The 12154-nt window shown below is 73.8% G+C and carries 10 protein-coding genes, 1 pseudogene and 1 riboswitch; of the genes and pseudogenes, 7 read left to right on the forward strand and 4 right to left on the reverse strand.

Annotated features, from left to right (window positions below; translation table 11 throughout):
• A pseudogene (locus ABZY44_RS35525) lies at positions 1 to 358 on the forward strand (pyridoxal phosphate-dependent aminotransferase); the annotation flags it as partial.
• Positions 359 to 463: 105 nt separating this feature from the next.
• On the opposite strand, the gene ABZY44_RS35530 reads toward ABZY44_RS35525, so the two are convergent.
• Both ABZY44_RS35530 and ABZY44_RS35535 read right to left on the reverse strand, forming a co-directional pair.
• Positions 464 to 1099: a VTT domain-containing protein gene (locus ABZY44_RS35530; RefSeq protein ID WP_356661287.1), complete on the reverse strand. Its 636-nt coding sequence runs from the start codon at positions 1097 to 1099 to the stop codon at positions 464 to 466.
• The gene (locus ABZY44_RS35535) at positions 1096 to 1917 is read right to left on the reverse strand and encodes an MBL fold metallo-hydrolase (RefSeq protein ID WP_356661289.1); all 822 of its coding nucleotides are present in this window, start codon (positions 1915 to 1917) and stop codon (positions 1096 to 1098) included. The genes ABZY44_RS35530 and ABZY44_RS35535 overlap by 4 nt, the downstream gene beginning before the upstream one ends.
• 193 nt (positions 1918 to 2110) lie before the next feature.
• Between ABZY44_RS35535 and ABZY44_RS35540 the strand changes: the two genes are divergently transcribed.
• The 5 genes from ABZY44_RS35540 to ABZY44_RS35560 all read left to right on the forward strand — a co-directional run bounded on the left by ABZY44_RS35540 (position 2111) and on the right by ABZY44_RS35560 (position 8374).
• Positions 2111 to 2515 (forward strand): hypothetical protein, encoded by a 405-nt coding sequence (locus tag ABZY44_RS35540; protein WP_356661291.1) that lies wholly within the window; start codon positions 2111 to 2113, stop codon positions 2513 to 2515.
• A 183-nt stretch (positions 2516 to 2698) separates the two neighbouring features.
• A complete protein-coding gene (locus tag ABZY44_RS35545; protein WP_356661293.1) occupies positions 2699 to 4786 on the forward strand; it encodes a phage holin family protein in 2088 nt (695 codons plus the stop codon).
• A 104-nt stretch (positions 4787 to 4890) separates the two neighbouring features.
• Complete coding sequence (locus ABZY44_RS35550; RefSeq protein ID WP_356661295.1) at positions 4891 to 5340, forward strand: SRPBCC family protein; 450 nt, start codon at positions 4891 to 4893, stop codon at positions 5338 to 5340.
• Positions 5341 to 5516: 176 nt separating this feature from the next.
• On the forward strand, positions 5517 to 6578 hold the full coding sequence (locus ABZY44_RS35555) for a MoxR family ATPase (RefSeq protein WP_356661297.1): 1062 nt from the start codon (positions 5517 to 5519) through the stop codon (positions 6576 to 6578).
• A complete protein-coding gene (locus ABZY44_RS35560) occupies positions 6575 to 8374 on the forward strand; it encodes a hypothetical protein (RefSeq protein ID WP_356661299.1) in 1800 nt (599 codons plus the stop codon). Before ABZY44_RS35555 ends, ABZY44_RS35560 begins: the two co-directional genes overlap by 4 nt.
• Before the next feature lie 17 nt (positions 8375 to 8391).
• On the opposite strand, the gene ABZY44_RS35565 is transcribed toward ABZY44_RS35560, so the two are convergent.
• Together ABZY44_RS35565 and ABZY44_RS35570 are read right to left on the reverse strand one after the other, a co-directional pair.
• A complete protein-coding gene (locus ABZY44_RS35565) occupies positions 8392 to 9966 on the reverse strand; it encodes an RNA polymerase sigma factor (protein WP_356661301.1) in 1575 nt (524 codons plus the stop codon).
• A gap of 216 nt (positions 9967 to 10182) precedes the next feature.
• On the reverse strand, positions 10183 to 10944 hold the full coding sequence (locus tag ABZY44_RS35570; protein WP_356661303.1) for a class I SAM-dependent methyltransferase: 762 nt from the start codon (positions 10942 to 10944) through the stop codon (positions 10183 to 10185).
• Positions 10945 to 11047: 103 nt separating this feature from the next.
• A riboswitch (ZMP/ZTP riboswitch) is annotated at positions 11048 to 11142 on the forward strand.
• A 28-nt stretch (positions 11143 to 11170) separates the two neighbouring features.
• Between ABZY44_RS35570 and ABZY44_RS35575 the strand changes: the two genes are divergently transcribed.
• Positions 11171 to 12061, forward strand: coding sequence for a bifunctional 5,10-methylenetetrahydrofolate dehydrogenase/5,10-methenyltetrahydrofolate cyclohydrolase (locus ABZY44_RS35575; RefSeq protein WP_356661305.1), 891 nt, complete (start codon positions 11171 to 11173; stop codon positions 12059 to 12061).
• Positions 12062 to 12154: the final 93 nt, after the last annotated feature.

Raw genomic sequence — 12154 nt, forward strand, 5'->3', positions numbered from 1 at the left:
CGCGGCCGCGCACCGCGAGCTGCTGGCCGCAGGGGCGCTCGCCCGGCCCCCGCGGGCCGGCCGTCACCTCTACGCCGATCTGACCCCGCTGCGCGCGGGGCTCGCCCGCAGCGGCGTCGGCGACGCGATGGAACTGGAGGACTGGCTGGGCGGGCGGCTCGGCGCACCGACCCCCGGCGGCCAGCGGTTCGCCGACGAGCCGGTCGCCCTGCGGGTCCGGCTGTCGACGGGGCCGCTGCTGGGTGCGACCCCGGAGGAACGGCTCGCCGCGCTCACCGCACCCGATCCCCTCGAACTGCCCTACGTACGGGGCTCGCTGGACCGGCTGCGGTCGGTCCTGGCCGGACTGTCCGACTGATGCCCGCTGATGCACGACCGCTGCCCGGGTGAGGTCCACGTGAGGTCCGAGTGAGGTCCAAGGGAGGCCCGACCGACGTCCGACTCCGCGCCCGGGCCGGGCGGGTCATCGGCGTACGCGCCGCCAGAGGGGCGGGGCCGCGCTGACGGTCAGGGCGAGGGCCACCGCCAGGGCCACGCCCTTCCAGGGTTCCGAGAAGAGGGAGCCGCCCAGGATGCCGATCAGGCCGTAGGTCGCCGCCCACGCCAGGCAGGCCGGGGCGGCACCGCGGGCGAAGCGGCGCAGGGGGAGTTCCGCCAAGAGGCAGGCGAGCATCACCGGGATGCGCCCGCCCGGGAGCAGCCGGGAGACCACCAGCACCACGACGCCGTTCTCGTCCAGCTTCCGCTGGGCCTGGCCGAGGCGCTCGGGCGTGGCCCGCCGGCGCAGGGCCTCCAGCCAGCGCGAGCCGTTGCGCGAGTGGACCCCCCGGCGGCCCAGCCAGTAGAGAGCCAGGTCCCCGACGAACGCGGCCAGCGAGGAGACGGCGAACACCAGCAACAGGCCCAGCGGGAAGGAGTCCTGATGGAACGCCACCACGGCGGCCGAGCTCACCAGCGCGCCCGTGGGAATGACCGGCACCAGCGCGCCCAGCGCCACCAGGACGAACAAGGTCGGGTAGCCGAGCGCCTGTTGGGTGGACTCGGAGGGGGTCTGCCCGGCCGTTTCCGCCAGCTGCCACAGGGCCGTGGGCACGATCACGGCAGTCGCACCCGTTCCCCGTGCGCGGGCACCCGTACCGTCACCTTCGGAGCCTCCAGCCGTGCGTACCGGGCGAACTCCTCGCCCGGCGCGTGGAATTCGTGCGGCCGCACCGCGTCCATCCCGATCGGCCAGTACGTCCCCCAGTGCACCGGGACCGCCGCCGCGGGCGCCAGCAGGGCCAGGGCCCGCGCCGCGCCCGCCGCGTCCAGGTGCCCCGGGCCCAGGTACGGGCCCCAGCCGCCCACCGGCAACAGGGCCACGTCCACCGGCCCGACCTCGTCGGCCATCGAGTCGAACAGCCCGGTGTCCCCGGCGAAGTACGTCCGCGACGCGCCCTCCACCACGTACCCGAGCGCGGGCGCTCGCTGCGGTCCGAACGGCAGCCGCCTCCCGTCGTGGCGCGCGGAGACCGCCCGTACCCGCAGCGGTCCGCGGACTCCCGTGCCGTCCCGCGCGGACTCCCGGGCACCGCCGCCCGCCACGGAGAGCTCGTCGCCCGGGGACATCTCCGTGACCGCCAGCCCCCGTGTCCCCGCGATCCGGGCCAGACCCGGCACCGCCCGCCGGGCCCCGCGGGGCACCAGCAGCCGGGTCCCGGGCGCCAGCCGCGCCAGCGAGGGCAGGTGCAGGTGGTCGGAGTGCAGGTGCGAGACGAGCACCGCGTCCGCGACCGCCGCCTCCGGCGGGGGCGGCGCCCCGCGGCGGCGCCGCAGGTGCGCGAGGCGCCGCGCGAACAGCGGGTCCGTCAGCAGCCGGACCCCGGAGTCCTCGACCGTGCACGTGGCATGACCCCACCAGGTGACCTGCACCGGCACGTGTGCCCCCTCCCGCTTCCCGTCCGCCGCCCGCATCGGCCGCGCGCCCGCCCGCATCGGATGGCGCGCCCGCCCGCGCCGGCCGCGCGGGCCGGCCTCGGGTCGAGCCTAGAGGCTGCCCCGCGCAACCGCCCGGAACCAGGTCGGGGGCCCCTCTCCTCGCCGACGGCGAATCGGAGTAGGGTCGGGCGGCATGGATGAGCTGCGCGTGGCCGCGATCGCCAGCCTGGCCCCGCTCGAAGACCTCGACGCCGATCCCTTCGCCGTCGACACCCGGAGCCAGCAGGCCATGTGCGCCCGCTGGGCCGCGGGCCGGGGCTACGTGGTGACGAGGCACCTCCTCGTCTACGGGCTGCGCGCCGACCACTGCGGGCTCTGGCACGACGTCGACGCCGGCCGGGTCGATCTGTTCGTCGCCGCCAACCGCCGGGTCCTGGATCGGGCGCTGCACTCCGTGGAGGAGTTCGCCGCCGAGTGCGAACGGCGCGGTGTGCGGCTGGAGACCGCCGGGCTCGACGAACCGCGGTACACCTCCGCGATGAAGGCCGAAGTGCACCGCCGGCTCTCCATGCCGACCGCGGGCTACGACGGCACGTAACGGCCGCCCCGCCACCCGGACCTCTCGCCCCGGCCGCCCCCCACACCCGCCACCCCCCGTACGCACATGCGCCACCTGTGTCATCCGGCCGGGGCACCACCGCTGTGCGAGCCTGGAGGGAGTGTGGGACGGGGGCTCGTCGGCGCGGTGCGGTGCGGGCCACAGCGGTGAGGCGGGTGCGGAGTGTTGCGAGGCCGGTGGCGGAGCGCGGGCGGCGCCCTGGTGCGGATCGTTCTCGTCTGGGCCGTGTCCACCCTCACGATGCTCGCCCTGGCCGGCATCCTCCCCGACTTCCGGCTGCAGGCCGTCGGCGACGACCACGACAGCATCACGCAGATCGGGCTGACGGCCGCGATCGGCGCCGGGGCGTTCGGTCTGCTGAGCGCCCTCGTCTGGCCGGTCGTCGTCCGCGCCCTGCTGCTCGTACCGGCCCTCGTGCTGGGCCTCCTCGTCTTCTTCCTCAACGGCTCCTTGCTGCTCATAGCCCTCAGCCTGATCCCGGCCGGCCGGGGCGAGGCCGCGCCCGAGACGGCCGTGGTCGTCGCCGCGGTCATGTCCGCGGTGGCCTCGGCCACGTCCACCGCACTCGCCGTCCGGGACGACGAGGCCTACCGGCGCCGCCTGTACCGCCTCGCCGACCGGCGCCGTCGCCGCCAGCGGCGGGACGCCGGGCCGGGCGCCGGCGAAGGCGCGCCCGGCCTGGTCTTCCTCCAGCTCGACGGGGTCGGGTACGAAATGCTGCGGCACGCTGCGGGCAGCGGGCTGATGCCCACCGTGGCCGAATGGCTCGACCGCACCCACCGCATCAGGTCCTGGCGGACCGACTGGTCCAGCCAGACCGGCGCCAGCCAGCTCGGCATCCTGCACGGCTCCAACTTCGACGTCCCGGCCTTCCGCTGGTACGAGAAGGACACCGGCGAGGTGGTGGTCTGCAACCGGCCGACCAGCGCCGCCGAACTCCAGCGCCGCGCCGTCGAACGCACCGGGAACGGCGGCCTGCTGGTCCGCGACGGCGCCAGCCGCGGCAACCTCTTCAGCGGCGGCGCCGGACAACTGGCCCTGGTCCTGTCGGTCTCCGCGCGCCGGGGGCCCGGCAACCGCTCCCGCGCGGGCTACTTCGCGTACTTCTCCGATCCGGCCAACGCCGTCCGCACCGCCCTGTCCTTCACCGCCGAAGTGGGCCGGGAGATCGTCCAGTCGGTACGCGGCCGCCTGCGCGGGGACCGGCCGCGCGTCGCACGCGGCGGCCTGTATCCGCTGATCAGGGCCTTCGCCACGGTGGTGGAGCGGGACGTGGTGGTCGCGGCCGTGATCGGCGACATGCTGGCCGGGCGCGCCGCCGTCTACGCCGACCTCGTCGCCTACGACGAGGTCGCCCACCACTCGGGCCCGCGCGCCCGGGACGCCGAACAGGTGCTCGCCCGCCTCGACCGCAGCCTCGCCCTGGTCGCGCGGGTCGCCGAGCACGCGCCCCGCGCGTACCGGATCGTGCTGCTCTCGGACCACGGCCAGAGCCCGGGGGAGACCTTCCTGGCCCGGTACGGGCTCACGCTGAAGGACCTGGTCCGGGTGGGCTGCGGACTGCCGGTGTCCCGGCGGGCGGGCCGCACCAGCAGCGGGGCCGAGGCGCGGGCCGCCGTACGGGCCGCCCTGCACCGGCCGGTCGAGGAGGAGGACGAGGAGGTGCGCCCCGGGCGGGGCCCGGACCCGGTGGTCCTGGCGTCGGGCAACCTCGGGCTGATCTCCTTCCCGGACCTGCCCGGCCGGGCGTCGAGGGAGCGGATCGAGCGCGCGTACCCGGCGCTGCTGGCGACGCTGGCGGCCCATCCGGGGATCGGGTTCCTGCTGGTGGACGGGGTGGTGCTGGGCCCGGACGGGGCCGAGGCGCGGCTGGACGTGCCGGGGGCGGCGGAGGCGCTGCTGGCCCGCTTCGGGCCGGGCGCGGCGCAGGCGGTCCGGCGGACCGACGCCTTCCCGCACGTGGCCGACGTCATGGTGAACTCGGCGTACGACCCGCGGACGGGCGCGGTGCACGCCTTCGAGGAGCAGATCGGCTCCCACGGCGGCCTGGGCGGGGAGCAGGGGCACCCGTTCCTGATGTGGCCGGTCGAGCTGTCGGAACCGGACCCGGAGCCCGGACCGGAACTGGTGGGCGCGGAGGCGGTGCACGCGGTGCTGCGGGACTGGCTGCGGGAGGTGGACGGACCCCAGGTGCCCGTCCCCTCGCCGCTGCCGACGGCCGGGGTCGCGCCCCCGCCCCCGGCACCTTGAAGGCGGCTGTCGGCTCGGCTCGGGACGGCTCGGGCCGGCGGTTGGGGCCGCGCGGTAGCTTGGGAGGAGAGACCGGTCCGTCAGGGGGGCTCTAAGGGGTCGCCATGTCCGCGATCAGGAAAACCATCGACATCGACCGCCCGCCCGAGGACGTCTACGCGTACGTGACGGACCCCACGCACCTGCCCGAGTGGCAGGACAGCGCCCTGTCGGCGGTTCCGATGGGTGACCTTCCCGTCCACATCGGTTCCAGGGTCATCGTCACCCGCCGGATCGGCAGGCGCAGGATCCCCACCAAGATGGAGGTCACGGAACTCGACCCGCCGAGGAGCTGGCACTTCCACGGCGTCGAGGGACCGGTGCGGCCCGACGTGCGGGGCACCATCGAACCCCTCGACGGCGGGACGCGCTCGCGCGTCACCCTGGCCGTCGACTTCGAGGGCCACGGCATGGGCAGGGCCCTGGTCCCCCTCGTGGTCAAGCCGATGGTCCGCAAGGAGATGCCCCGCGGCGAGGAGAAGTTGAAGCACCTCCTGGAACACACCGCTGCCTGAACCGAACCGGCGGCGAACCGGGGGCCCGGTGCCGCGAACCGGAGGCCGGGCGCCGCGAACCGGCGGCCCGGTGCGGCGAACCGGAGGCCGGCGGGGGAAAACCTGGTGCTCCAGGACACGCGGTGCGTCCACACTGGGCGCGCCGCGTACCCACTCCCCGGAGGACGACCACACCCGTGCAGGCCGCCGTCACCGTCACCCCCGCCCAGCTCCCCGAACTGCTCCTCGGGCTCGCCACCGTGCGGCCCGTCTTCCTGTGGGGTGCCCCGGGGATCGGGAAGTCCTCGCTCGTGCGGAAGTTCGCGGATTCCCTGGGTCTGGAGTGCGTCAGCCTGCTCGGTACGCAGCTCGCGCCCGAGGACCTCATCGGCGTTCCGCAGATCCGTGACGGGCGTTCGGTGTTCTGCCCGCCCGAGGCGATCGCCCGCGACGAGCCGTACTGCCTGTTCCTCGACGAGCTCAACGCCGCGAGCCCGGACGTGCAGAAGGCCTTCTACTCGCTGATCCTCGACCGGCGGATCGGTTCCTACGAACTGCCCGCCGGCTCCGTAGTGATCGGCGCCGGCAACCGGGCCACCGACAACGCGCTGGCCCGGCCCATCGCCTCCGCGCTCGTCAACCGGCTCACCCACGTCCACCTGCGGGCCTCCGCCGGCGACTGGCTGGTCTGGGCCGGCGAGAACGGCATCCACCCCTGGGTCGCCGACTACCTCGCCGACCGCCCCGACCACCTCTGGTCGCAGCCGCCCAAGAGCGAGGAGCCGTTCTCCACGCCCCGCTCCTGGCACATGCTCTCCGACGCCCTGCACTCCTTCGGTCCGGGCCTGGACGAGCAGACGCTCGGCGTCCTCGCGCACGGCACGCTCACCCCCGCGCACGCCGTCTCCTTCCGCGGCTACGCCAAGATCGTCCGCCACAGCTTCGGGATCGAGGCCGTCATCAAGGGCGACGCCTCCTGGCCCGCCCGCATGGAGGACCGCGACCTGCTCTACTACCTCGCCGAGGCCTTCCGGGGCCGCCTCGTCAAGGAGCTCCCCGCCCGCAAGGAGCACGTCTCGCCGGGCGTCCGGCAGACCGCCTACCGTGCGAAGTCCCTGCTCGTGCAGCTCGCCGAGATCTCCGTCGAGGTCGCCCAGACCGTCATCGCCGACGACGCGGACGGCCTGCCCGTCCTGCCCGCCTGGTTCCTCATCGAGGCCGCCCGCGACATGCCCCGGCTGGTCGAGGCCCGCCGGTGACCACGCGGAAGCCTGCCAAGCAGCAGGCCAAGGCCAAGCCCGACGCGGCCACCCTCGCCTACGAGGCCGGGCGGGCCGCAGTCCGGCAGAACCCCGCCCTGGGCGCGGTCTCCGCGACCTTCTGCCGCAGTCTCCAGTGCGCTTCCTGTGCGGCCGCCGGACTCGCCGTGGTCAGTTCCAACGGCGTGGTCCACTCCCACCCCACCCTCCGCGCCGAGCCCGCCGCATGGGCCTGGGCGCTGGCGCACTGCCTGCTCCACCTCGGATTCGGTCACGTTCCCGCATCCGAGGAGGGGGACCGGCCGCAGCCCGACCGCGCCGACCTCGCCGCCCGCTGCGTGGTCGTCAACCGCTTCCTGCTGAACTTCCCCGTCGGCCGGGCCCCCGACCGGCTGCCCGGCGCGTACCCGGGCGGCGACGAGGAGCAGCTCGCCGGCGCCTGGCGCCAGGGCGGCGTCCCGCCCCGCTACGAGGACTGCGCCGCGAGCGCCCCCGGCACCCCCGACCAGATCCTGGTGCCCTGGCGGAACGGGAACGCGGCCCCGGACTGGCAGACCGGCTTCGCCCATGCCCTCACCCGGTCCGTGTCGGCCACCATGGACCTGGCCGCCGGCCGCGAGGGCCACCGCCCGCAGCCGTGGGAACGCGCCCTGAACTGGTTCGTCTCCTCCTACCCGTTGCTCGGCGGCCTCGCCGCGGGTCTGCGGATCGTCGCCGACGCGGAACTCTCCCGCGCCCAGGGCATCGGCATCGCCGCCGTCAGCGCGAGCGCGGGCGAGATCTACGTGAACCCGCTGCGTTCCTTCACCGACGGCGAGTGGCGGTTCATCCTGGCCCACGAGATGCTGCACGCCGCCCTGCGCCACGGCGAACGCCGCGGAGCCCGTGACCCGTACCTGCACAACGTGGCCGCCGACTACGTCGTCAACGGCTGGCTCGTCGAGATGGGCGTCGGCGAGATGCCCGAGGGGCTGCTGTACGACCCGGAGCTGAAGGACCTCTCGGCGGAGGAGGTCTACGACCGGATCACCGGCGACCTGCGCCGGATGCGCCGGCTCGCCACCCTGCGCGGCAAGGGCCGCGGGGACATCCTGGGTGAGCCGCTGCCGCACCCGGGGAGCGGACCGTACACCGACCTGGACGAGTTCTACCGGCGCGGTCTGGTCCAGGGCTTCGACCTGCACGAGCACGGCGAGCGCGGGCTGCTGCCCGCCGGGCTGGTCGAGGAGATCAGGGCGCTGGCCCACCCTCCGGTGCCGTGGGACGTGCGCCTGGCCCGCTGGTTCGACGAGTACGTGCCGCGGCCGCAGCCGGTACGCAGCTTCGCGCGCCCCGCCCGCCGCCAGGCCTCGACCCCGGACATCCCGCGTGCGGGCCGGTACTTCCCGGCGGAGGAGACGGCCCGGTGCACCTTCGGCGTGGTCCTCGACACCTCGGGGTCGATGGGCACCGCCCTGCTCGGCAAGGCGCTCGGCGCCATCGCCTCGTACGCCGAAGCCCGCGACGTTCCGGCGGCACGCGTCGTGTTCTGCGACGCGGCGCCGTACGACGCGGGCTATCTGCCCCCGACCGAGATCGCGGGCCGGGTGAAGATCCGCGGCCGGGGCGGGACCGCGCTGCAGCCGGGCATCGACCTGCTGCTGAGGGCGGAGGACTTCCCGCCCGGGGCACCGGTGCTGGTGATCACGGACGGGTGGACCGACACCCTGCGGATCCGGCGCGAGCACGCCTTCCTGGTTCCGCAGGGCGCCTCCCTGCCGTTCACGCCCCGGGGACCGGTCTTCCGACTGGCCTGAGGGCGCGGGCCCCGGTCCTAGTCGAGGTAGTCGCGCAGCACCTGCGAACGCGACGGGTGACGGAGCTTCGACATGGTCTTCGACTCGATCTGGCGGATGCGCTCACGGGTGACCCCGTACACGCGGCCGATCTCGTCGAGGGTCTTCGGCTGGCCGTCGTTGAGGCCGTAGCGCATGGAGACCACGCCCGCCTCGCGCTCCGAGAGCGTGCCCAGGATCGACTGGAGCTGCTCCTGGAGGAAGGTGAAGGAGACCGCGTCGGCCGGGACGACCGCCTCGGAGTCCTCGATGAGGTCGCCGAACTCGCTGTCGCCCTCCTCACCCAGCGGGGTGTGCAGGGAGATCGGCTCGCGGCCGTACTTCTGGACCTCGATGACCTTCTCGGGGGTCATGTCGAGTTCCTTGCCCAGCTCCTCGGGAGTGGGCTCGCGGCCGAGGTCCTGGAGCATCTGGCGCTGGACACGGGCCAGCTTGTTGATGATCTCGACCATGTGGACGGGGATGCGGATGGTGCGCGACTGGTCGGCCATGGCGCGCGTGATCGCCTGACGGATCCACCAGGTCGCATACGTGGAGAACTTGAAGCCCTTGGTGTAGTCGAACTTCTCCACGGCGCGGATCAGACCGACGTTGCCCTCCTGGATCAGGTCCAGGAAGAGCATGCCGCGGCCGGTGTAGCGCTTGGCGAGGGAGACCACGAGGCGGAGGTTGGCCTCCAGCAGGTGGTTCTTCGCGCGGCGGCCGTCCTCGACGAGGATCTCGAGCTCGCGCTTGAACGCCGGCTTGTGGTCCTCCTCCTCTTCGAGCTTGTACTCGGAGAAGAGACCCGCCTCGATGCGCTTGGCGAGCTCGACCTCCTGCTCGGCGTTGAGCAGCGGCACCTTGCCGATCAGCTTCAGGTAGTCCTTGACGGGGTCGGCGGTGGCGCCGGCGACCATGACCGTCTGCGCCGGGGCGTCGTCCTCGTCGTCGTCGGACAGGACGAAGCCCGCGCTGCCGCCCGTCTTGGGCGTCTCCTTCTCGGCGTCGTCGTCGAGGTCCTCGGCGGCCCAGTCCTCGCCCTCGGCGGCGGGAGCGGCGTCCTCGTCGCCGTCCTTGGCGCCCTTCTTCGTCGCGGCCGTCTTCTTCACGGCCGTCTTCTTCGCGGCGGTCTTCTTGACCGTCCGCTTCTTCGGCGCGGCGGCGGCCTCGGCCGCCACCTCCTCCTCGGTCCCGGAGGCCGACGGGTCGGATATCGCCGCGGCGGTGGCAGGGGCGGCCGTCTTGCGCGCGCCGATGGGGCGGGGCGCGGCAGCGGCCTTCTTGGTGACGGCGCGAGCCGGGGCAGCGGCCGCCTTGCGCGGCTTCTTGGCGGCAGCCTTCGTGGCGGGTGCGGCGCTGACGTGCAGCGCGACACCCTCCTCGTCCAGGACCTGGTTCAGGCTGCGCAGGACCCGCTTCCACTGGTCCACCGGGATGCGGCCGGCCTCGAAGGCCTGGCGCACGTCATCACCGTTGATGTGACCCTGCTCGCGGCCACGCTCGACAAGCGCGACCAGGGCCTCGGATTCGGCGATCTCCGTGGGGAACGTACGGGACGGGCTGAGCGACACAAGGAGCCTCTCGTTGCGAACAGATATAAGGGGGTGGCGGGACATCATCGCGCGAACTCGGGAAACAGACCCGAGGGGGGTCTGTATTCCGAGCCGCACGAGGACACCTGTCGGTTCATCGCACGCCCGAGTAGATTCGTTACGCGCTGAATTGAGTGACCTGCGCCACGCTGTGACCGGGCAACCGATCGGCGGTGGCTGCGTCCGCCCTTCTTGTCAGCCCGTTTTGCGGGCCTCGATGAGGAACCGGGCGGTGTGCGCGACGAACGGGCCATCGCGTTCGATCTGTTCGTGCAGCTCGCGCAACCGGTCCCGGTACTGCCCGACCGTGAAGCCGGGCACCATCCAGATCACCTTCCGTAGGAAGTAGATCACGGCTCCGATGTCGTAGAACTCCGTCCGGAGCCGCTCCGAACGCAAGTCGACCACTTCCAGGCCGGCCCGCGTGGCATCGGCGACCGCGTCGTCGGGGTGCCGGCCGCGCCGGACCTCCTCCGGCTGCGGGCCCAGGAAGTACTCGACCAGCTCGAAGACGCTCGACGGACCGACCTGCTGGGAGAAGTACGTACCGCCGGGACGCAGGACCCGCGCGATCTCCTCCCACCAAATCGTAACCGGATGCCGGCTGGCGACGAGGTCGAAGGCCTCGTCGCCGAACGGCAGCGGAGGCTCGTCGGAGTCCGAGACCACCACCGCGCCGAGCGGGTGCAGCAGCCGGGTCGCCTTGTCGATGTTCGGCGGCCACGACTCGGTGGCCACCATCAGCGGGGGCAGGGGCCCCGCCCCGGCGAGGACCTCGCCGCCGCCCGTCTGGACGTCGAGGGCGGCCCGGACGCCGGACAGGCGCTGCCCCAGGAGGCGCTGGTAGCCCCAGGAAGGCCGCTGCTCGCCGGCGCGGCCGTCGAGCCAGGAGAAGTCCCAGCCGTCCACGGACACGGCTTCCGCTTCCGCGACGAGATGGTCAAAGGTGGGCGTCATGTCTCGATCGTCCCAGGCCGGGAGCGGCTCATCCACCGGATTGCCCGGCACGGGGGCCGCCGGGGGCAGCCCGCCGGGTCCACCGGGGGGTCGCCTACACTGGGCGGCGGGCCGTGACTGGCGTTCGGGTGGATCACCACCGGGGAGCGGCCCGGCGTACTCCCCGTACGTCGACTGCCGCGCGCCTGGGCGAACCGCGATTCCGCAGCGACGCTCAGGAGACCCCATGACGACTGCCCACACCGAACAGCCGGCCCGCACCGCCGGGCTGATGGACGGCACCGCCCTCGCCCGCCGCATCTCGGAGCAGACCGCCGCCCACGCGGCGCGGATCACCGAGCGCACCGGCACCGCGCCCTGTCTCGCCACCGTGCTGGTCGGCGAGGACCCGGCCTCCGTCACCTACGTGCGCATGAAGCAGAACCGCTGCGCCAAGGCCGGGATCACCTCCCGCCACGTGGAACTGCCGGCCGCGACGACCACCGAGGAGCTCGTCGCCGCCCTGACCGCGCTCTCCGAGGACCCGGAGATCAGCGGCATCCTGCTCCAGCACCCCGTTCCGCACCACATCGACGAGCGCGCCGCGTTCGAGGCCATCGCCCCCGGCAAGGACGTCGACGGGGTCACCATGCACTCCTTCGCCGCGATGGGCTTCGGACTGCCCGGCTTCGTCTCCTGCACCCCCGGCGGCATCATGCGCCTCCTCGCCGCCTACGACGTGGACCTGACCGGCAAGCACGCCGTGGTCGTCGGCCGCAGCGCCATCCTGGGCAAGCCCGCCGGGATGCTGCTGCTGGAGCAGAACGCCACCGTCACCTACTGCCACTCCCGCACCGTGGACCTGCCGTCCATCGTGCGCCAGGCGGACGTGCTGGTCGCCGCCGTCGGCAAGGCCGAGTTCATCCGGGGCGAGGACATCAAGCCGGGCGCGGTCGTCCTGGACGCCGGCTACAACGAGGGCAACGTCGGCGACGTCCACTTCGAGTCGGCCGCCGCCCGCGCCTCGCTGATCACCCCCGTGCCCGGCGGCGTCGGTCCGATGACCATCGCCGTACTGCTGGAGCAGACCGTCCAGGCCGCCGCCACGCAGGCCGGTCTGGCGCTCGCGGACCTCTGACCCCGGCCGCACGTCCTCCCGCACGGCGCGGACGCCCCGGCCCAGCCGGGCTACCGGATGTGGCCACCGGCACCGTCGGCAGGTGCGGGTGCC

The sequence above is a fragment of the Streptomyces sp. NPDC006544 genome, from assembly GCF_040611715.1.
Taxonomy (GTDB): Bacteria; Actinomycetota; Actinomycetes; order Streptomycetales; family Streptomycetaceae; genus Streptomyces.